14 protein-coding genes are annotated in these 21,934 nt (G+C 44.0%); 9 read left to right on the top strand and 5 right to left on the bottom strand.

The annotated features are described in order from the left end of the window. Positions 1–22: 22 nt before the first annotated feature. From JMX70_RS03285 to JMX70_RS03270, 4 genes are all read left to right on the top strand, one after another. Entirely contained in the window at positions 23–7,030 is a 7,008-nt protein-coding gene (locus JMX70_RS03285) for an Hpt domain-containing protein (RefSeq protein ID WP_201589486.1), read from the top strand. Next, positions 7,020–8,039 (top strand): chemotaxis protein CheB, encoded by a 1,020-nt coding sequence (locus tag JMX70_RS03280; RefSeq protein ID WP_201589483.1) that lies wholly within the window; start codon positions 7,020–7,022, stop codon positions 8,037–8,039. The genes JMX70_RS03285 and JMX70_RS03280 overlap by 11 nt, the downstream gene beginning before the upstream one ends. A gap of 20 nt (positions 8,040–8,059) precedes the next feature. Next, positions 8,060–8,563, top strand: coding sequence for a hypothetical protein (locus JMX70_RS03275; RefSeq protein ID WP_201589480.1), 504 nt, complete (start codon positions 8,060–8,062; stop codon positions 8,561–8,563). 184 nt (positions 8,564–8,747) lie between these two features. Continuing rightward, a complete protein-coding gene (locus tag JMX70_RS03270) occupies positions 8,748–9,275 on the top strand; it encodes a cytochrome b (RefSeq protein WP_201589477.1) in 528 nt (175 codons plus the stop codon). A 110-nt stretch (positions 9,276–9,385) separates the two neighbouring features. On the opposite strand, the gene minE is transcribed toward JMX70_RS03270, so the two are convergent. The 5 genes from minE to JMX70_RS03245 all read right to left on the bottom strand — a co-directional run bounded on the left by minE (position 9,386) and on the right by JMX70_RS03245 (position 14,236). Continuing rightward, a complete protein-coding gene (minE, locus tag JMX70_RS03265) occupies positions 9,386–9,676 on the bottom strand; it encodes a cell division topological specificity factor MinE (protein WP_200661789.1) in 291 nt (96 codons plus the stop codon). A gap of 2 nt (positions 9,677–9,678) precedes the next feature. After that, positions 9,679–10,491 carry a septum site-determining protein MinD gene (gene minD, locus JMX70_RS03260; RefSeq protein ID WP_068408121.1) on the bottom strand — a complete coding sequence of 271 codons (813 nt, stop codon included), beginning with the start codon at positions 10,489–10,491 and terminating at the stop codon, positions 9,679–9,681. 435 nt (positions 10,492–10,926) lie between these two features. Continuing rightward, the gene (gene minC, locus JMX70_RS03255; protein ID WP_227671148.1) at positions 10,927–11,805 is read right to left on the bottom strand and encodes a septum site-determining protein MinC; all 879 of its coding nucleotides are present in this window, start codon (positions 11,803–11,805) and stop codon (positions 10,927–10,929) included. 154 nt (positions 11,806–11,959) lie between these two features. Then, the gene (locus tag JMX70_RS03250; RefSeq protein WP_201589474.1) at positions 11,960–13,045 is read right to left on the bottom strand and encodes a hypothetical protein; all 1,086 of its coding nucleotides are present in this window, start codon (positions 13,043–13,045) and stop codon (positions 11,960–11,962) included. Positions 13,046–13,267: 222 nt separating this feature from the next. Next, on the bottom strand, positions 13,268–14,236 hold the full coding sequence (locus tag JMX70_RS03245; RefSeq protein WP_201589471.1) for an acyltransferase: 969 nt from the start codon (positions 14,234–14,236) through the stop codon (positions 13,268–13,270). 514 nt (positions 14,237–14,750) lie between these two features. On the opposite strand from JMX70_RS03245, the gene JMX70_RS03240 reads away from it, so the two are divergent. The 5 genes from JMX70_RS03240 (at position 14,751) to JMX70_RS03220 (ending at position 21,932) form a co-directional block, all read left to right on the top strand. Beyond that, on the top strand, positions 14,751–15,404 hold the full coding sequence (locus JMX70_RS03240) for an OmpA family protein (protein WP_191690321.1): 654 nt from the start codon (positions 14,751–14,753) through the stop codon (positions 15,402–15,404). A 282-nt stretch (positions 15,405–15,686) separates the two neighbouring features. Further along, a complete protein-coding gene (locus JMX70_RS03235) occupies positions 15,687–17,141 on the top strand; it encodes an imelysin family protein (RefSeq protein ID WP_201589468.1) in 1,455 nt (484 codons plus the stop codon). A gap of 317 nt (positions 17,142–17,458) precedes the next feature. After that, positions 17,459–19,120 carry a di-heme oxidoreductase family protein gene (locus JMX70_RS03230; RefSeq protein WP_201589465.1) on the top strand — a complete coding sequence of 554 codons (1,662 nt, stop codon included), beginning with the start codon at positions 17,459–17,461 and terminating at the stop codon, positions 19,118–19,120. Positions 19,121–19,220: 100 nt separating this feature from the next. Next, positions 19,221–20,366 (top strand): imelysin family protein, encoded by a 1,146-nt coding sequence (locus tag JMX70_RS03225; protein WP_201589462.1) that lies wholly within the window; start codon positions 19,221–19,223, stop codon positions 20,364–20,366. 3 nt (positions 20,367–20,369) lie between these two features. Then, the gene (locus tag JMX70_RS03220; RefSeq protein WP_201589460.1) at positions 20,370–21,932 is read left to right on the top strand and encodes a DUF1513 domain-containing protein; all 1,563 of its coding nucleotides are present in this window, start codon (positions 20,370–20,372) and stop codon (positions 21,930–21,932) included. Positions 21,933–21,934 lie beyond the last annotated feature (2 nt).

The following is a 21,934-nucleotide window of genomic DNA, read 5'->3' as shown; positions in this document are numbered from 1 at the left end:
CTAGACGAGTTAGGATACATCTATGAAAAACCAGCCCAACGACATGGTGACACTTGAGTGGTTACTGCCACTGTTTGATCAGCAATTATCACAGATAGCTGATGGCTGGCAATTGGGTGAAAAAAACGCTGATTATGAGCAGATGGCACAAAGCTATCATCAGATTGGTGGCGCTTTGACCATGATTAACTTGCCGATATTGGCAAATTTGGCTACTAAGCTCAGCTTACTTGCAGGGGCAGAAATAGACAATTTCGGTGCTGATGCCAGCCGTATTGGTCAAGTAGGGCATCGACTGCTTACACGTGAGCTGGTTTACTACGCACGTACGAGCAATTTTCATAGCGCTTTAATAAATAAAACATCAGCTGAGCTTACCCAAGTTTTAGCACGTTATGATATAGTGACTGATCACCTTGTAGACGCTTCTTTAGACTCTAAAGAGGACAGTCTTGCTAGCATTGCCACTAACGATATTGTTGATATTGCGGTACCTGCTAGTAAGGCAGTGGTCAGTTTAGACCAAGCGCAGTCTCAGCAGTTGCTATTGGTTTGGCGTCAACAAGCGCAAGCGTTACTTGCCGCTAATACCAATGACGCTTCTATACTGGCGACTTTAGAAAAAGTTGCTCAATACTTATGGCAAACCGCAGCAGATGCCGATTTGCAGCGTCTTTGGTATTTGACTGAAGCTTGGCTACATGACCTTGCCCATAACGAAACGCCGCGACCTAAGTATTACGCCGCGCTATTGAGTCAATTAGATGCGTTAATAGAGTCGAACACCCATCAAAAAGCGCTATCGCCGAGTGTTATCAGCGAGCTAATAGCGAATGTTTATATCGAAATCAACAGCCTTGCCAAACAGGGCGATATCACGCAAGCTATGCTGCAAAGGGTAGCGCCGCAAGAGGTCGAAACACGCTTTTTACCGCGTATCTTAAGTGATATTGATACGCTTGTTTTTAGCCTTGATAAGCCGCAAACCCTAATTAAACCACTACAACAAATCAGCAATCAGCTAGAAAGTCGTGGTTGGACATTGTTTGCCTCGCAAGCAACATCTATCCTAGCAGATATAGAACGTGACTTAATTGCCCAAACTGGAGTGGTAGAAGAGCAATCACAACAGCAGTGGCAAATTGAGCAGCGTCTCCAAGAATTATACAACGCTATCTACAATACCGAACAAATTATCTTAAGTAAAATAGGAAGCGCGGCTTCTTTTATACCTGCGGCTGACGTCATTACTCATGATGAAGTGGATGGCTTAGAGATAGAAAGTAGCCACCAAATTAAGACAGACGTTAAAGAGCTGCGCGAGCTGCGTATTGCGGTTGAAGACGTTAAGCAAGGCTTTAGTGATTATATTCAGCGCCAAGACCTAGCACTATTACCAGACGCTGCAGATTTTTCTAACATTGGCGAAGCTTTTGACAGTATGAGCCTGTCATCTATCCGTCAAGCGACCGATAAAATAGCAAATATATTCGATCAGTTAACCACTCATGATGTTGCCGTACTGAGCTGGGATGTCACCGAGGCCTTAGCCGAAGGTTTAACCTCTATCGAATTGCTGCTCGACTATCTTGCGCAGCAGGTCTTCGATCAGCCTTTATTGACCAAAGCTCATGAATATATCGACAAAGCGGCGACACTACTTAGTGGCTATATAGCTGCGCCTGAAACCGTTAATGATACCTTTTTAACGCAAAAGCAAGCGACAAGTGATGTACTGCGCTACGATGATAGTGGCGAGATTGCGCCTGTTACGGTTGCTAATGAAGACATTGATTCAACCGATAACACAAACCATAGCGATAAAAAAGAAAGCGCCGCTTTATTAAATGCTCGCAGTGAGCTTAAGCCTGATAACTTTGATGTTGATGAAGATATTCGCGAGATCTTTATTGAAGAGGTGGAAGAGGTCGTCGCTGATTTAGAGGATTTCTTACCTATTTGGCAGCAAGATGCGCAAGATTTAACGCCATTAACTGAAATACGCAGAGGCTTTCATACCTTGAAAGGGTCAGGGCGTATGGTTGGTGCTTTTAGTATCAGTGAGATGGCGTGGTCTATTGAAAACTTACTCAACCGTCTGTTGGACAAAACCCTACCAGTGACCGATGAGGTCGTGGCACTCGTCACAGAAACCACTAAGCATCTACCAGCGATGTTGGCTGATTTTGCAGCACAGAACCCACCAAGTTTTGATCCTGCCATTACCATTTTGCAAAGCAATAACTTAATGAGTCAGCAACCTATTAATACAGGCTTAGAAGTGCTTGATGGTAATTTCTCTACAGATGAGGTTGAAAAAAATAATGCGGTACTAGATGAGTGTACGCAATCGACAGATGAGAAACTCTTAAATACCGAACAAGTTGATACTCTAAACATAAAGGACTCTGTTAGCAACTTTGACGAAGTTTTTGAAGTAGAAACAGACTTTTCAGCCTCATTAACGGATTTAGAGATACCAGACGTATTAACCCCATTTATGACAGCGGCGCAGTCGCTACCGACAGATGCTAACGATGCTGATCCTGATATCAAAGAGATATTTATAGAAGAGGCCAATGAAGTTCTAGAAGAAATTGTGCCCTTATATGAGCATTGGCAGCTTACTCCTGATAACTTAAGCCAGTTAACTGATATTCGTCGCGGTTTCCATACTTTAAAAGGCTCGGGTCGTATGGTTGGTGCTAATTATAGCGCTGAGCTAGCCTGGTCGATAGAAAATATGCTCAACCGTATTTTGGATAATACAATTGTAGCGTCTGCAGACATACAGCAGCTTATCGGTGATGTGTTAGCTGCTTATCCAACGCTATTAATTACCTTTGAAAATGACAGTCAAGATTATCCTGCACTTGTACCGTTATGGGTGGCTTGTGCTCAGGCTTTTAGTAAGCAATTAGGTGATGAATTCAGCTACTGCGCGCTACATAAACAACTATTTGATGGTTCTGAGCAGCAGCAGGACATAAGCACAGCGCAATATTCTGATGTTAAAAATACAGATCAAGAACTTGCTGATGACACTGCTTATGACATTGCCGAAAGTAACAGTAGCATTGATAGCACGCTGCAAACCATTCATTCGGTAAATGAAAAAATGGCCGAAGCGCCCATCATCTTGACGCCTCAAAGCGAAGAAGAGCAAATCTTTTTCGATATCTTTGTTGAAGAGGCTGAAAAGCTGTTAGAAAGCATTAAAGACTTTGTTTTTGATCACCAAGACGAGCCTTATGTCGCTGTAAGTGATGAAATTGTTCGCGCTTTTCATACGCTAAGAGCAGCATCTGGCGCTAGTGCTTTGACGGCAATCAGTGAGGTTGGCACGACGATAGAGCAAAGTTTGGAGCTTTTGCAGCAGCAGGACACGCCAATGAATGCTCAGCATTTAAAAGCGCTCGCTCAGTCTGTGACGCTGATTGAAGGCTATCTAGACAATTATAAAAGCGATGTGCAGGAGCGAGAAGCTTCGTCAGAAGAGGCGCAAAGTCAGCAAGATATTGCTTCTTTACAAGCCATGCTTGGTGAGCAATACACTATTAACGATGATGAAGACTCAGCCGATGATAGACCAACGATAAGCCAATTATTAGATGATGATATTAATGAGTTACTAGATGCAGAATGGCAGCTAGAAGTGGTCTTTAATAATGCAGAGCAAGAACAGATTCAAAGTTATATAGCAAAGCAAATCTCACAAATAAAACATCTAGCTAACAAAGCACAAGATGTACCAAAGTTTGCTTTAATTCTTAGCGAATTGGAAAATGCTTATACTTATTTAAGTCATCACCCTGAAAAATCTCGCGATACTGATATTCAAGCCGCTTTACTTGCAGGTCATTGTCAGCTAGTCGGTTTATTTGATGCTTTAGCGGGTAGCACCTCGTTGAAAATTGACGAGCAGGTTATCGAACGCCTACAAAGCATTGCTCAAAGTGATGACAGCACTAGCAATGATAAAAAAGCTGCTGATAATAAAGAAATTAATATTGATGCAGAAGCAAGTGTTGAGTCGAACATCGGTATTCATGAAGAAATAAATACTGCTAAAGTGCAAAGTATTGCTGCCCCTGAGCTTGCGCTTGAAACTATCGATACCGATATTGAGCTATTAGAAATCTTCTTAGAAGAAGCGCAGGAGCTTGATGATGCGCTCAATGATAGCTTTAGTAAATGGCGTGCTGATATCAGCAATATCAATACCTTAAAAGTTTTACAGCGCCACCTGCATACCATCAAAGGTGGTGCACGTATGGCAGGCATACGCAGTATTGGCGATTTGACCCATGAGGCGGAGAGTATTTATGAGGCGTTCGTTGAAGCAAGACGTACGCCAACGGCGCAGTGGCTTGAAATTATGCAAGTCGTGCAAGATACTTTGTCATTGCAAGTGGCGCATATTGTCCGCTATCAGCAATCATTTTTTACGCCTGAACTGATTGAGCAACTGCAGCAGTTTGAAAAAGCAGCAGCGTTACCAAAAGACGTTGAGCTTATTGTACCAATGCCACAACATCAGGCTGCTGCTGAACCGCAAATCAGCGCCGATGAATACACCCATCGTATCGAAAAGACGGCAGACTTCTTAAGTTTAGATAGAATTATAAAACAATCTTGGGCGAACGGCTTACCTGACCCAGATATTTTAGAGGTGTTTTTAGAAGAAGCAGAGGCGCTGACCAACCGCAATGAATATCTCCAAGCATTCTTAAGTGATGCCGGTGATACAGTTGCATTGCAGGCCCTACAGCGCGACTTACATACCTTAAAAGGTGGTGCGCGTATGGTGACCGCAAGTGGTATCGCTGACCTTGCCCATGAAATGGAATCGGTTTATACCGATTTTATTGATCGTCGCCGACCTGCTACCAAAAAAGTCTTGGAGCTACTGGTAGCCTGTCACGATTGGCTGGCAGATGCGGTATTTATTCTCTCGCAACAGGTGAACCCACCAACGCCAGACTTATTAATTGAGGCGCTGCAGCAATTTAGTAAAAACCCCGATAGCTTAAAACATATACCAAAAGAGTCGTTGCAACCGCAGCGCGATGCTATTTTGCTGGCGAAAGAAAAGCAAGAATCTACCTATATCCAAAAAGATATCAGTGAGATGCCGCCGATGGTGGCTGATACGACTGAGCAAGAACAGAACGCCAGTAACAATGAGATGATTCGTATTTCAGGTGGCCTCATTGAGCATATGATTAACCTATCAGGTGAATCAGCGATCAACCGTGCGCGTATCGATATGGGTATGAGTAGCTTGACCACTAGTATTGAAGAGATGGGAACGACGGTACAACGTCTAGCGGATCAGTTGCGCCGGATGGAGATTGAGCTTGAAGCGCAGATTTTATCGCAGATTGATGATGAGTTGGTCAATCATGAAGGCTTTGATCCTCTAGAGATGGATCAGTATTCTTCGCTAAACCAACTGTCGAAATCTTTAACCGAGTCGGCCTCGGATTTGGTTGATATTAATCATACCTTACTTGAAAAGATGCGCGACAGCGAAAGTCTATTGCTACAATTATCGCGGACGCAAACTGAGCTGCAAGATGGCTTGATGAATTCGCGGATGGTACCCTTTACCCGCCTAACGCCACGGCTTGAGCGTATCGTGCGCCAAACGGCCAATGAGCTAAACAAGTCGGTTGATTTAAAGATTATCAATGCTGATGACGAAATGGATAGAACCATTTTGGAGCGCATTACCTCACCGCTTGAGCATATGTTACGCAACGCGGTCGATCACGGAATTGAAACGGTTGCAACGCGCTTAGAAGCAGGTAAAGAACGTAATGGACAAATTACTTTAGAAGTCCTGCGTGAAGGTAGTGAAATCATTATCCAGCTAACTGATGATGGACGCGGCATTGATGTAGAAGCAGTACGCAATAAAGCCATTTCTCAAGGTTTAATTGACGCTGAAGATACTAGTTTAAGCGACCTTGATATTATGCAGTATATCTTTAATGCTGGTTTAAGTACCAGTAAGCAAGTGACGCAAATATCAGGTCGCGGTGTTGGTATGGACGTGGTGATTAGTGAAATTCGTCAACTAGGGGGGGCAGTATCGGTGGTGTCAGAGCTTGGTAAAGGCTCGCGCTTTACCATGCGTGTGCCGCTCACGGTTGCGGTGTCTGATGCGTTGGTGGTTCGCGCCGCAGACCGCTATTATGCGATACCGCTAGCGCAGATCGAGCGTGTCGTACGTATCAGTCCAGAAAGAATTTATGACTATTATCAATCCGGTGCCGCTACGCTTAACTTTGAAGATAATGATTATCGCGTGCGTTATTTGAATGAGATTTTATCAGGTAATAAACTCAATGAGCTGGTCGTCAATACTAACACCAGTGTGCCACTAATTATTATCAAAAACCGTAGTGGACAAAACATGGCCCTACAGGTTGATCAAATCGCAGGGTCACGTATTGAGGTCGTGGTAAAACCTTTAGGCCAGCAATTCTCGAATCTATCGGGTATCTCAGCGGCAACCATCATGGGTGATGGCTCGGTCATGCTTATTCTGGATCTGATTGCACTGATGCGAAATGCTGCTTTAGGCAGAGAAGTCGCAAAACCTGCTATCAGTGTTCGTAGCAGTACAGAATCTAAAACCACCATTTTGGTTGTCGATGACTCAGTCACGGTACGGAAAGTGACCTCACGTTTCTTAGAGCGTCAAGGTTTCAATGTGGTCCTTGCCAAAGATGGTATCGATGCGCTTGAGATTTTACAAGAAACCACGCCAGACTTGATGTTACTTGATATTGAAATGCCGCGTATGGACGGCTTTGAAGTCGCGTCGCAAGTACGTCATAACCGCCGCCTGCAAGAGCTGCCTATTATTATGATTACCTCACGTACCGGTGAAAAGCATCGCGAGCGCGCTTTTGAGATTGGGGTCAATGACTACATGGGCAAACCTTTCCAAGAAAACCAGCTTCTTAATAAAATCCAAGGTCTATTGGGTATAGAGGCTAGCTTAGTCAATGAAGGATAATGTACCTGCCTTAATACTAAGGGATAAGCATAAAAACGATATCAGGGTACTGGTGGTGGCAGAAGACCACCATCAGCGCATGGCTTTTTCTGATACCGTACGTAGTTGTGGTTTGCAGCTGGTTGACTGCGTATCAAGGGCGCAATTACAAAATAGGTTGAGCCGCTATACAGCGCCGATTGATATTTGGCTCATAGATGGTGATTACGATGAGCATATGGCAGTAGCGACTACTACCGCTCAACCTGCTACCGTTCTAGTCGGATTTAGCCAGGCGCCATATCTTAATGAAGCTGAGCAGTATGCCAAATGGCAGCGCAAACTCAAGCGCAAACTTGCCCAAATGCTGGCGTTGCCGTTATTGAGTAATGCAATAGATAGCCCTGCTTATAAGAATACGGCTTACCAAAATGAGCCTAACGATTGGCATTATGTGGTATTTTTAGGTGCTTCGATGGGCGGACCTAGTGCGGTCAAAGAATTTCTAGATCATCTGTCACCCACCTTGCCTGTGAGTATTTTACTGGCCCATCATTTTAACCAAGCGATGATAGGTACGCTACCACGCATACTCAATCGCCATAATGACTGGCGCTGTCAGCTGATTACCTCATCACAGCGTTTGCGCGGCGGGCAATGCCTTATTGTACCCATTGATAAACAAATTGTTTGCGATTCAACTGGTCGTATCATCTTAATGGATCAGGCGTGGGAAGGCGATTATAAGCCAGCTATCGGTCAAATCTTGAAAAATACCAGTGATGTTTATGGCAGTGAACTTATCAATATTATTTTCTCTGGGATGGGAAATGATGGTTCGCAGTATTTAAGCTTAATCCAAGATAATGACAGTCAATTGTGGGCGCAAGACCCAAGCTCAAGCGCTTGTCCGAGTCAGCCGCAAGCTATTATTGATTCAGGTTATTGTCAGTTTGTCGGTAGTCCCAAAGCCTTAGCAGAAAAACTTACCCATTATATTGCTGAAAGGGCGATGCCCGCCTCTTCGTAGTCATTTATTGTGAGCGACATATGAAACAGATTCTAAAGCACTCATTTGAAGCCGTGAGCTTATTGACCACCAACAATGGTATGCTCGACGTAACGATTGTCCCAGCCACCGACCAACCGGATTGGCTTATCCCTAGTAGTTTGATTTTAAGTGTCGATGAGTGTAGTGAACATACATGGACGTATGAATGGCAACAACAAGAAGTCGCTGTGTTCCATCTACTACCGCGCCATCAAACGTCGGACAAGATGATTATTTTAGAAGGCAATACTACTGCGCATCGTATCGCGCTACAGACAGCAGGCGAGCTCCGCCAACTACAGGCGCGTATCTCCGACGTCAAAGATATCGACTTGCCTGAGCATTTTATCAAAACCGACAGCAAAACTGATACCGTTCAGCAGCGCGTCCAAGAAGATGTTGTGCTATCCTACCTTTTCCAAGCGGTGATGATTGATGATACGGTTTACGTAGTGCCAGATTTGGATAAAATCGCCCATCAATTGGTTGACTTAGATAGCTAATTTGCTCATGGTGACGCTTTTTATCATGGGCTTTAGTGTTAGCTCTAAAGAAAGTTATTAGCCTTGAGCTGGGATAAATAGTTATTGTATTAATTTGCCAGCTAGTAGGTTTTTAACACTGTCATTTGATCCGTATCAGTCAGCGCCTATAAGTATCGATGAATAGGAAGCGATAAAATATACTATGAATAATATCCATTCAAATCTGACAAAGTGGTCGGTTGCTAGTCGAATCTTTCATTGGGTTAGCGCCTTATTATTACTGGTCACTTGGATCATGATACTGTTATATGACAATCTTGATAGTAAGGTCTATATCGGATTGCACAAGGCATTTGGGGTCAGTTTGTTGTTTTGGATGATTGCCCGCGTGATCAGCCGTATTTTTACTAAAGCACCGCCAGCGTTGGCAATGCCAAAATGGCAAATGCTGCTTGCACAATTATCCCACTTTGCTTTATATGCGTTATTAATTGCGATGCCTATGGCAGGACTACTGATGTCGGTATATGGCGGCCGAGCAGTTGACGTCTTTGGTTTATTTCAAATCCCTGTCTTTGTCACCCCCGATAGAGGGTTGGCACGGCTTTTTAATGACTGGCATACCGATATTCTGTGGCCGATGATTATCGTTTTTACCTTGATTCATATTGGCGCCGCGTTATATCATCAATTTATCAAAAAAGACAATATTATGGCGCGTATGAAATAAAGACTTAAAAATGGGAAGAGCGCTTATAAAAAAGCCCTAATTATGAAACTTAGGGCTTTTTTCGTACCAGTATTTATATAATCAAACGCTATACTATAAAGTTATGTCATTTACTTTTTATGTTCAGGTAAACTGATATTCATCTCAAGCACATCGAGGCTATCTTCAGAGCGATGGTTGATATTAACATCATCAATCTGTACGCCGTTGACGTATTTATTGACCACTTCTAGTATCTCACGTTTCATTTTTTCAATACGATCAGCGGTCAAACGGTTATTCAAGCGATTTTCGCTTGCAACAATAACTTTTAAGCGCTCAGTTGCCATATTAGCACTGCCAGCACTGCTGCTGTCATCCGTACCAAATAAGCTACTCCAAAATCCTTTTTTCTTACTCATCATTAACCCCCAAACCAGCGCTGTAGTAGACTCTTTTTCTTCACATCAATATGACGTAATGGACGCTCTTCTCCTAAGAAACGGGCGACGATATCGTCATAACATTGACCAGCCACTGAATCGGTATAATGAATCACCGGCTCGCCATGGTTAGACGCTTCAAGCACTGAATGGCTTTCAGGAACCACACCAAGTAACGGCACCTTTAAAATATCGTTAGAGATGGTATCGATATCCATCATCTCGTTAGCGGCAGCACGGTCGGCGTTGTAGCGGGTGATGATTAAATGCTCGCGTACCGTGCCCTGATTTTCAATGACCTTTTTGGTTTGGCTTTGCAAGATACCAATGATACGGTCCGAGTCACGTACCGAAGAGATTTCAGGGTTGGTGACGATGATGGCTTCATCTGCATGATACATCGCCAACTGCGCACCGCGCTCAATACCAGCAGGCGAGTCGCAGATAATATAGTCAAACTGCTTTGACAATTCGTCCATGACTTCTGTAACGCCGTCGTCTGTCAACGCATCTTTATCACGCGTTTGACTGGCAGGCAGGATATATAAATTTTCTAGTTGCTTGTCTTTTACCAGCGCTTGTGACAGGCGGGCATTGCCATTGATAACATCGACAAAGTCATAAACAATTCGATTTTCGCAGCCCATAATCAAGTCTAGATTACGTAAGCCTACATCAAAATCGATAACAACTGTCTTATAGCCACGTAATGCTAAACCGGCGGCAAAAGAAGCGCTGGTCGTGGTTTTGCCCACACCGCCTTTACCCGAAGTGATTACAACAATCTTCGCCACAATGGCACACTCCTATGAATTGATGGGATATTTATTGATTAAAACATTTTAGATGAAACAGTATAGATGTAAAGTAGCACAATTGCTCGGCGTTTACCTAGCCAAGATGTGCTATCTGCGAGCGTAAGCCTAGCATAAATATACAAAAACTTATAGCCAGTGCATATTTAAGCACAAAAGCTGCTTAAAGATAATGGTTATATAAGCTAAATAGGGAGCCAAAGCACCCTCTATTATCTGCGCTCAACGTCCGCGCCTATAGTCTAGCGTAAATAGTGGCAGAGCTAACAATCCATCATAGCGCAGTTTTGTTAAGTAAACTTACTATAATATTAATTATGCTATTTAGACGTCAATTTATCATCTATCATCAAATATATTCAAACTGATAATGATGAAATGACGCCTTTGAGTCGTCTAAAGAGCAAATAAAACCTAAGCGTTATCCATGACCGTAAAAACTAAACCCTGACCTTCTAAATAACGCACTTCAACCGATTTATCAATCACGTGCTCGGGTAGGTTATCACGTAAGCAATACGTGCCAGCGACTGATACCAGAGAGGGATTAAAGACTTGGCAAAAAATACGCGCGTCTTTATCGCCAGTTGCGCCTGCGACCAAACGACCTTGGGCACGACCATAAACGTGTAGGTTATTGTCGGTAATGGCTTCAGCGCCACTATTGACACTATTGGTCAAAATCAAATCGCCACCAACGTGATTGAGGCTTTGACCCGAGCGCAGCATTTGATCATAGATCAAACTGGTAATATGCTCGGCACTGATAAGCGTCTCTGCTGTCAAGGTGGTTTCAGTCGTTGCATTTACCTCGGTAGTGGCAGCAGCTTGGCTATTTACAGCTGAGCCAGCATTATCCGTAGTAGAGCTGACAGAATCGTTCGCAGGTGTTGTTTGTGCGCCGTCTTTAGAAACTGCTACTTGACTTAACTGTGTAGTGGCTTTTTTACTGGGCAAAATACGCTCGATACGTTTGCCATCCGCTGGGAATATCGCCAAGCGTAGCTGACGTGCTTGCTCATCAAGCAAACCTGTGACCACGCCGATAGGCTGCAAACCCCATGACCAAAGCAGCTCTACCAATGCTGCTAAATCCTGCTCGACTTCACTGTCAATCAATACAGGAATATTGCTATTTTTATTACTCAGTGTACTTTCAAGTTGGCTGCCAATCGCCGCAAAATCATCGGTGCTAAACTGCAGCCGTGAAAAGGTCAGCATTTTGCCATAAAATGCCAAAGCTGGCATTTCAGGCGAGTCAAGCGCCTGCTGATTGTTGTCTGAAATCGTCATAATATACATCCTCAAAAATGGTCGTGTTGCGGTGTTCAATGTGCCGTTTTTGCCTCGGCATATAGCATCAAAGTCTAATTATTAAAAGTGTGGCCTTCAAAAATATGCATATCAAAAGTATGATTGTCAAAAAATCTGGTTCTCATTCAAAACACTACAAATTAAGCATGTCTTGATGCTTCCACTGCTGTACTTTTATTTGGGCTTCAAATTCGTCTAAACCATCGGCGATGATGCTTGAGATTAACGTATCAAGGGCGCTGTTGTCGGTATCGATTTGAGCAACGCCGCTGGCAATAGCAACCATTAACGCGTCAATACGTTCGGCGTCAAGCAGGCGCTCATTCAGCGCATATACCACGTTTTCGCCGATATTATGCCCGACATGTTGTAGCTGCGACTCAATTAACGTTCCAGCAATGGGTATCATACGCAGATAGCGGCGTAGTTCAGGCGTATTGGCCAATCCTTCTTTGATGGCATTGCCCATTTCGGTGGCGACAATAGTGCCGCCGCCCGATGACTCGGTCAGTGCTTGGAGTTTTGGCGCCAGCTCTTTACGCAGTAGCGATAGTATCGCCGCTTCAATCTCATTACGATTGCGGGCAATGGTAGATTCGATAAAGGATTTATGAGTGTTAGGATCGGTCAGCTGCTGACGAAACGTCTGAATGGTCGTTAAGATGACGCGGTCAGACAGCTCTTCTAACAGCAAATTAATATAAAAATTAATGCGATTAATCCACGGCTGCGGCAATACTTGATAACCTAGCTGATATAAGCGGCGCCCGATAATCACGGCGCGAAATAGGCGCAGCGCGCGCAACTGCGGAAAACAGCCTAACACTTCATACCAATGCACAAAAGGGAAAAAGAACCAGCGGTAATACACCTTTTCTTTAATAGCAACTGCCCAGCGCAATAGCAACTCGGCAATCAAGAATAGCGTAAAAAAACCGCCCGCTGTCCGTAGCGAGTCATGAATATGGTTTTGATACCAGTTTAATGCCTCGCTCATACTCAACCACTGCGCGGCATTACTACTAAAATTACTCATCAAAATAGCGTCAGTACTGATTAAAAATAAATCAATACTGATGGCGATGAGCATCACGATGTCATAGGTCAGCTTCAAGCGATTGGGCTTGGGACGGTTCGGTCTTGGCGGCGGGCTGCTGGGTAGGTCTGAGGACTGAAGAGGCGCTGGTGTTATCGGCGCACGGGTAGAAGAGGCGGGCACAGTCATACCTTATTTAGTAGTAAATGGCATTGGTAGTGAGTAGTCTTTTGCCAATCACTACCAAATAAGCGGCAAGTTTTAATGGTTATTCACATTATCAATGAATCATGCCAAAAAACAAGCCATCAACCATTATAATTTGGTATTTTAGCCGTTATCTTTTTATATAAAAAGCCATAATTTTTAATGGCTTTTTTTAATCAGTTTTTTTAATGTCCTTTTTTATTCACTTTGATGCGCCGCTTGCGGATGACTCTCAAATTCTGCCAGCATTTTTGTAATACGCTGATCTTTTTGGCGCCAAATTTGCTCGACCCATTCAAACATTTGCGCTTTAACGGCCTCATCGTTTTCGTAGCCGCCGTCTTGAATACCGGCAAACAGCGCATCCGGTATGGCAATATGGCGGACATCGACGCCTAAGCGTTTGATATTGCCTTTCCACAAATCGCCATAGGTTGGCACGCCGTCAGGGTAGACGATGGTCATATCTAAGATACCATCGATATCAGCGCCCAAGGCATTAATGGCTAGCGACAGACCGCCAGCGCGCGGCTTCAACAGATGGGTATAAGGCGAGTTTTGTTTATCGTGTTTTTCTTGGGTAAAGCGTGTGCCTTCCAAATAATTTAACAAGGTAAACGGCTTGTCTTTTAATAACGCACAAGCGCGCTTGGCTTCTTCGATATCTTTACCTTTAAGCGCTGGGTTTTTAGCAACTGCTTCTTTAGAATGGCGACGCATCATTGGAAAATCTAAAAAGTAAAATGCCTGCCCAACGATAGGAATATAGATGAGCTCAAACTTGGTGAAAAACCGGGTCAGTGGTAAGCGTTTTTCACTAATGTATTGCACGATGCTGGTATCTACCCAAGACTGATGATTGCTGACCAGCAGATATTTACCGTCCATATGTACATCATCCGGCAATTGAATGCGCCAATCCTTACGCGGCAATATGGTATCAATCAAAGCATTATTGCTACCAATCCAGTGCTCGGCAATCTTTATTACCGTCTTATCAGCAATAGGAGCGCCCGTGATAATTTTGCCAACGCCCATAAGCCATAATGGAATACTGCCGCCAAAACTATTGGCAGCGATGACTCCGGCCGCTGTGGTAAGCGACATTGCTTTGCCAAGTTTTGGCGCGCGTTCGTGTATTTTTTGCATCGCAGCGTTCAAGCGCATGTCTTATTCCTTACTATTTGCTCGTTAATCGTTTCATTATTATGGTTAAACCGGTGTTTTATATCATCTCAAAAATACAGCTAATTTTTCTAACAAGTTTTAGCAAATTATAATCGCATTTTATTTAATAAATTTTAGTACTAATATTAGGTAATACCTAATTTTAGTCCAGTAATTTTTCGGATTTTTAATTCGTAAAATGTTTGTACCAGAGTTTTTATAAGATAATGTTAGCAGAAAATAATTAGAGTGTACGACTGTAAACGTGACTTGCGGTAACAAACAACGCGCTTTTATAAACACTAGACTATAGATACTTATGCACTTTCCATACATAGATGTGACAAAATATTACACACAAATAGACGGTAATTGCCATAATAATAGTAAGTGTGAATAAACAAATAAACAGGTTTGTTGACGCATATTCGTGACAAGCAATATCTATAAAAACACCGTTTATTTATCGATACCTATATTGATAGCCCATTTTTTCAACTTAAGAGGACATATTATGCGTAATACATTAGTGGTTGCAGCATTGGCATCAGGCTTAGCATTGAGTGGCTGTACAACTGATCCAAACACTGGACAGCAACGTCTAAACAAAGCCGCAATTGGTACACTAGCTGGCGCAGCTGGCGGCGCTGCTATCTCAAAAGCCACCGGTGGTGATAAGACTGGTCGTGATGCGGCTATCGGTGCTGCACTGGGTGCAGGCGTAGGCTACTACATGGAGCGTCAAGCGAAGCAGCTAGAGCAGCAAATGGCGGGCACTGGCGTTACGGTTACCCCAAATCCAAACGGCAACATTGACTTAGTCATGCCAGGTAACATTACTTTTGCTTTTGACAGTGCTTCGTTGAACCCATCGTTTAGACCAACGCTTGATAAGCTTGCGGCAACGATGAATGAATATAACCAAAACACAGTTACGATTGCTGGTCATACTGACAGCGTAGGTAACCCATCTTACAACATGAACTTGTCACGTGATCGTGCTAATTCTGTGAGAAATTATTTGGTTAATCGCGGCGTAGCTTCTAACCGTATCAACGTAGTTGCTTATGGTCAGACTCGTCCAATCGCTGATAACAGCACGGATTATGGTCGTCAGCAGAACCGCCGCGTTGAGCTAACGGTAAATGCGCCAAGCAGCGTTCGTTAATCGCTACTGATATTTAAAATATGATGTAAATTAAAAAAGACTAACTCCACGTTGGTCTTTTTTTTGCCTAAAATTCGTCTAATATTCAAAAAATTACATTTGATAATAGTTATCAATAACATTATAATTTGCAGGGGTTAAATTTTGTCAGCCTTTAGCGGGTGTTTAAATTTAGCTAGAGTTTAAATGGATTTTATCGTATTGAAATTATAAATCTCTAAGCTTTCCTTTTATCACTTTATCTTTTATCATTTTATCTAATGTATCTCATCGAGGATGTGTATGAATATCAGCCCAGCGATAAGCCGTAAAATTTTACCGACTACTTTAGCTGCTGCATTGGCAGGGATACTGCTAGTATCAGGATGTACCAAACAGTCTGATGAGACCACAGCGTCAGAGGCGCAAACCGACGTTCAAGCAACCCAAAACAGCGACAATAAAACGTCTTCGGCTGCTGATCAAGCGCATATCGATCGATTGTTGATTAGCTATGCTGATATGGCGCACGCCGCCTATAAAGATTCTTTGGAAACTGCCCAACTTTTACAGACAGCAGTGAACACCTATGTAGACACGCCGACCCAAGCCAATCTTGACGCTGCAAAGGCTGCCTATAAAGCCGCGCGTCAGCCATATTCACAGACTGAAGTGTTTCGCTTTGACGAAGGCTTTGTGACCGCTGATGATAAACGCGCGCTTGGTAGCGTTGATGGCTGGGAAGGACAGGTAAATGCTTGGCCGCTAGATGAAGCTTTGATTGACTATGTCAGTGACAGTTATGAGGGTGAATATAACAGTCAGGATAATATTATCAATAGCGAGAGCATCATGGTTGGTAGCATCAAGCAAGATACCAGCACCATTACGCCTGACTTGCTGGCCGAGATGAACGAGATTGGTGGTAGTGAGGCTAATGTCACTACCGGTTATCATGCGATTGAGTTTCTGCTGTGGGGGCAGGATACCAATGGCGTTGGTGAAGGTGCAGGTAATCGTCCAGTGAGCGACTATATAACGACCGAGGGCGAATGTACCAGCGGCGATACGACAAACCCAGATGTGAGTATTTGCGACCGCCGTGGACAGTATCTAAAAGCGGTTACTCAGTTATTGATCGATGATTTGACCGCGATGGAAGCCCAGTGGCAACCTGATAGCGAAAACACCTTACGTAGCGATATGATGGCCCGTAAAGACAAAAACGGTCTGCGTCAAATCATGTATCAAATGGGCAGCTTAGCACTTGGCGAGCTAGCTTCTGAGCGCATACAGGTGGCGTTCGTCACTGGCTCTACCGAAGATGAGCATGAATGCTTTAGTGATTTGACCCATTTGAGCTATGCCAATAATGCCCGCGGTATTCAAAATATCTTTAATGGCGGCTATAAAACCGTCGCTGGCAAGACAGTAGGCGGTTATGGACTAAAGAATTATCTTGTCGATACCGGCAATAAAGAAGCGGCTGATAAACTTGCGACTGATTTTGCTAACGTCGAAGCAGCGTTTAAAGTCATCGTTGAAAAAGCCGAAAAAGAAGGCATCAAGGTCGATCAGATGATTGCAACCGTAGGTCAAGCCAGCAAGCACGGTATTTCTGCTGAAGAGCAAAACAAACGCCGCGGCTGGATTGAAAGTAGTATCGCAAGCTTACAACAGCTAACCGATGGTATCGAAAATGCAGCAAAAGCCGTTAGCATTGATAATTTAGACGCTGATGCAGGTTCACAGTTTTAAGTAGGCCTTATTTAAAAGAGCGCTTATTTAAAAGGGCAGTTATTTAAAATGGAGCTTTTGATTTTAATTTAGGAAGCCTTAATAGCCTGTATTTATGTGCCTGATGAGTCGTTATCAGTGAATGAGAATTATTTTTATAGAAAAATAATTTGGGTATAATATACACGTTGTCGACCGCTGTTGGCAGCGTGTTTTTTTATAGCGCAGCAATGATTTATCGAATTAAAATATTTATTGACTAAAAATGCTTATCAAATAAAAGTGAAAAAATTATAGCACGCGTTTTTTATGGTTCCATACCAGAACTAAGGTTCCCTATGAGTAGCAGTAATGTGTCAACCGCCAAACAATCTACCGCGTTTTATTTTCCTTTAATATTTAAAAATTCGCTATTAAAGCTATCGCTAGGAGTGACATGCGTGCTCTCATTAAGCGCCTGCCAGCCATCTCCAACGGACGACACCGCCAATAATAACGATAATAAAGCCCAAGACAGTAGCTATTTGCAAAATATAACGCCTGAGCGTGCTCAAACGATTGAAGCGCTAGCGGGCGTGCCTATGCAGCAGCTTGCCAGATTTGATGCGCAAGAAATCAAACAAGGTGGCGATACAGGCATTAGTATCACCACGAGCGAAAGCTACTCTAAACCTTCTTCAAATATTACCGCTTCGCGTAAGGGGTCTTTCTTTATCGGCAATGCGTTTTTTAGGCAACCTTGGGTGGTCGCGCCGGCGAGTACCGATAGCCGTGATGGGCTTGGTGCATTATTTAACGTCGCTGCCTGTCAATCTTGCCATATCAAAGACGGTCGCGGTCATGCGCCGATGAGAAGTGATGACGATGCCGACAGCTTGCTGATTCGACTTGCGATGCCGGCGACTACCGATGTGCAGCGTCAAAAACTAAAAGATTCTTTGATTGAAAAAGTCGTCCATCCTATGTATGGCGGTCAGCTGCAAGATCGCGGTGTGCAAGGTGTTCCTGCTGAAGCTCGAATCGTAGTACAGTGGACTGATAAACCTGTTACCTTTGCTGATGGTCATGTCGAGACCTTGCGTGCGCCAACCTTTAATCTGACCAAACCCGGTTATGGTCCATTTGATGATGCGCTGATGGTATCGCCGCGGGTAGCCTTACCGATGATTGGGCTTGGACTACTCGAACAGATTCCAGACGACGACATTAAAAAGCAAGCAATCAATGCAAATGAAGCTAATAGCGATATTAGCGGTAAATTTAATATGGTCATGGACCCGCAAACGGGTAAAGTGGCATTAGGACGCTTTGGCTGGAAAGCGGGTCAGACCAAGCTGATTACTCAAAACCAAAGTGCGTTTAATGAAGATATGGGGCTGACTTCGAATATCCGTCCGCATGAATCGTGTATGCCAGCGCAGACCGCTTGTGTGAATGCCGCAACAGGGGCTGATGAGCAAGGTAATGGTAAGCCGCCTGTCGAAGTCAATGATGAGGTAGCAAAATTCGTCGAATTTTATACCCGTAATCTGGCGGTGCCGCATCGCCGCAATGCCGAAGACAAGCTGGTATTGGCAGGTAAAAAACGCTTTTATGATATGGGCTGTCAAAGCTGCCATACGCCGCGTTATCAGTTGCCAAAAACCGACGATGACCATCTTGAGCAGCACGGCCAAGTGATTTATCCTTATACCGATTTATTGTTGCATGACATGGGCGATGGCTTAGCTGATCGCACCATTGCGGGTAAGCTACCATCGAAAGATTTACAGGTTGAGTTTTTAGCCAACTCTTATGAGTGGCGTACGCCTGCTTTGTGGGGCATTGGTCTTGCGCAAACCGTCGATCCACAAGCGACGTTTTTACATGATGGGCGCGCGCGTACTTTGATGGAAGCGGTACTTTGGCATGGCGGCGAAGCGGAAAAGCAGAAGCAAAAAGTACTTAAGCTTGATAAACAAGGACGCAGTGAGTTGAATGCGTTCTTAAAGTCATTATAAAAATAAGCGTATGAGCGTTAAAAGCGATGGTTATTCAACGTAAGAAATACCAAATTAAATAATTACTTATAACAATATTCATCCAAATACTGAGAAATCTATGAAAATAAACCCTGCTTTAGCAATGGCATTATCAGCGCTAAGTGCTGGTATTCTAATTAGCTGTGTCAAACCTGCGGAAGAAAATAAAGTACCAGAGGTAGATAGCCAAGTCGCGCAAGAGGGTGCTACTTCTAAGGCTGCTGCTGAAAAAGACAGTAATGACGCTAAGGTTGCGGCAGTAGATATTAGTCCTGATACCGAAAAAACCTATCTGACCCACGTGGCAAATGACATTGTCATTCCAGCCTATGCAGATGCCGCGAAGCAGAGTGATTTATTGCATGATTTGGCAAAGAATTCTTGTCAGCAAGCGCCCGTGAGTGGTGATGCGCTAAAAGAATTGCGCGATCAATGGTTGGTGCTTGCACAAGCTTGGGCAAGCGCTGAGATGGTTAACTTTGGACCAGCGACGGCGAGCATGAGTAATTTATATATCAATTACTATCCTGATGAGCGCGGACTGGTACATAGCGGGGTCGCTGACTTGATTGCTGCCAATCCCAAGCTTACCGCCGAGCAGTTGGCGAATGAGAGCGCCATCGTTCAAGGCGTGCCAGGATTAGAAGAAGTGCTTTATGCCAATGATAGTTTGGATGCTGGGCAGTGCGCTTATGTGATGAGCGCGAGCAATGCTTTGAGCACACGTCTAAAAGATATCGAGAAAAACTGGCAGCAAAATGCCACTGATTTACTAGCAATTGATAAAACCGCCGAGAGCGATCAAGGTTTAAACCAATGGTTTAACTCGTTACTATCATTGGTTGAGACGATGAAATCTAACGCTATCGACCAGCCATTGGGTTTAACTGCTAAAGCAAAAGGTCATTTGCCAGCTGCAACCGCTGGACAAAGCCGCGCGATTATCACTGCGAAATTGGCAACCTTAAATCAAGCAATGACTGACCCTGTTTTGACTGCTATTCTTGGTGGCAATAATGAAAATGCAGTGGCGGATAGTCTATCGACCGCGCTTGCCGATACCACGACATTATTGGCACAAATGCCGGAGGATTTAGCGACTGCTGATAAAGCGACGCAGCAGGAACTACTTGATCATCTCACGAGCATTACGCGCATTATTAAGCGTCAATTGATTCCAACCCTTGGTCTGCGCGTTGGCTTTAACAGCACCGATGGCGATTAAAAAATGTACTCTCTCGATACTAAAACTGCAGGTAAATCACAAGAGCAGCCTAATAATGAGCTGCTAGTAACATCTGCATTGACCACGCTTTCTGCTGTCATGGGTACAGCCGCGCTTGTCGGTATCCATCATAGTTTTCGTAAGCACAAGCAACCAGATGCCAGCTTATGGGATTATGTGGCAGGTATGGGCGCGCAGTTGCAGTTGATAAACTTGACGCCTAAACGCGAGCTCGTGCAATTTCGCCACGCTTGTCAGCAAGCGGCAGTTGCATGGCAGCAAGCTTATCATTCACACAGAGGTGACGAGCAAAACACCAAGTCTTATAGCGTAAGCGACTTTAGCACAGCACATACGACCACAATACTACCGCGACCAGTCTGCTGGGTTAGCGGCGTGGCGTCTATGCCGAAAAACATCGCCTTAGCAAATAATGATAGCGCTGATGCCAGTCATAATGAGCACGACTTCGGCGTGGTTGGTATCGACGCCGATAGACAAATCGTTTGGCAAACGACTATGCCTGAACGCGTGCATGATATTGTCGTTCAACCTATTTCTGATAAGCAAAAGTTTTCTGCTAAGAATAACCAAGCACGCGATGTGGTGGTGATGGGTCGGCGCCCGAGCGAAAAGTTTTGGGTACTAGACACGGCAACTGGGCAAGTAAAGTTTGCTATTAAAGCGTCTACGCATCGTCATTTTTATGGCCATGCTTGTTATAGCTTAGATGGTAAACTGCTCTACGTGACCGAGAATGACACGTTAAGTTTAGACGGTAAAGTTGGCATTTATGATGCCTGTGATCATTATCAAAAGATAGCAGAGTATGACTCGCATGGTATCGGCCCGCATGAGCTGATTATGCATCCTGATGGCGAAACGTTGGTGATTGCCAATGGCGGTATCAAAACCGAGCAAGCGTCGCGTGAAGAGCTTAATTTAGACAGTATGCGACCGTCATTGGCTTACCTCAATCGTCATACTGGCGCGTTACTTGAGCAGATTATGCCTGAGCATAATCAGATGAGCGTGCGTCATCTCGCCATGCATGACGATGGTACGGTGATGATAGGTATTCAGTTTCAAGGCGAAAAGCATATCAATGTGCCGTTAGTATTGACCCATCAACGCGGTGAGCCTGATTTTAAACCTCTTATTATGCCTAATAATCAATGGCAGCGCTTTCATCAATATATCGCCAGTGTGGCGGTTGATAGTGAGCGTAACCTATTATGTGTGACCACGCCAATTGGCGGTTGTGCGGCGATTTATGACTTAAATACTCGTACATTGATTGATGATATTAGCTTACCAGATTGTGCCGGTGCAGCCGTATTAGCAAATCAGCATATTGATAAAGCAGGCGATAACAATGCCAATGTTAAGGCTAAGGCTAAGGCGCACTCAGGTTTTATCGTTAGTGATGGACAAGGTCAGTTAACCGCGTTAACTGTTAATCATTTAGCAACTGCTGAACTTGCTAGAGTAGATAATGTTGAGCGTATTTTTATCAACAGCAAATATCATCTGATGTCGTTTGACAATCACTTGCAAGCGCTGTGAGC

Origin of the sequence: Psychrobacter pulmonis (assembly GCF_904846465.1) — a bacterium.
GTDB classification, from domain to species: domain Bacteria; phylum Pseudomonadota; class Gammaproteobacteria; order Pseudomonadales; family Moraxellaceae; genus Psychrobacter; species Psychrobacter faecalis.
The sequence above is the reverse complement of the archived record's forward strand: the minus strand, read 5'-3'. Positions and strand labels throughout refer to the sequence as shown.

Coding starts and splice junctions, on each gene's coding strand:
- JMX70_RS03235 (WP_201589468.1), top strand. CDS start 15,687: ATGAATATCAGCCCAGCGATAAGCCGTAAAATTTTACCGACTACTTTA.
- JMX70_RS03275 (WP_201589480.1), top strand. CDS start 8,060: ATGAAACAGATTCTAAAGCACTCATTTGAAGCCGTGAGCTTATTGACC.
- JMX70_RS03225 (WP_201589462.1), top strand. CDS start 19,221: ATGAAAATAAACCCTGCTTTAGCAATGGCATTATCAGCGCTAAGTGCT.
- JMX70_RS03245 (WP_201589471.1), bottom strand. CDS start 14,236: ATGCGCTTGAACGCTGCGATGCAAAAAATACACGAACGCGCGCCAAAA.
- JMX70_RS03220 (WP_201589460.1), top strand. CDS start 20,370: ATGTACTCTCTCGATACTAAAACTGCAGGTAAATCACAAGAGCAGCCT.
- JMX70_RS03270 (WP_201589477.1), top strand. CDS start 8,748: ATGAATAATATCCATTCAAATCTGACAAAGTGGTCGGTTGCTAGTCGA.
- minC (WP_227671148.1), bottom strand. CDS start 11,805: ATGACGATTTCAGACAACAATCAGCAGGCGCTTGACTCGCCTGAAATG.
- JMX70_RS03240 (WP_191690321.1), top strand. CDS start 14,751: ATGCGTAATACATTAGTGGTTGCAGCATTGGCATCAGGCTTAGCATTG.
- minE (WP_200661789.1), bottom strand. CDS start 9,676: ATGAGTAAGAAAAAAGGATTTTGGAGTAGCTTATTTGGTACGGATGAC.
- JMX70_RS03230 (WP_201589465.1), top strand. CDS start 17,459: ATGAGTAGCAGTAATGTGTCAACCGCCAAACAATCTACCGCGTTTTAT.
- JMX70_RS03280 (WP_201589483.1), top strand. CDS start 7,020: ATGAAGGATAATGTACCTGCCTTAATACTAAGGGATAAGCATAAAAAC.
- JMX70_RS03285 (WP_201589486.1), top strand. CDS start 23: ATGAAAAACCAGCCCAACGACATGGTGACACTTGAGTGGTTACTGCCA.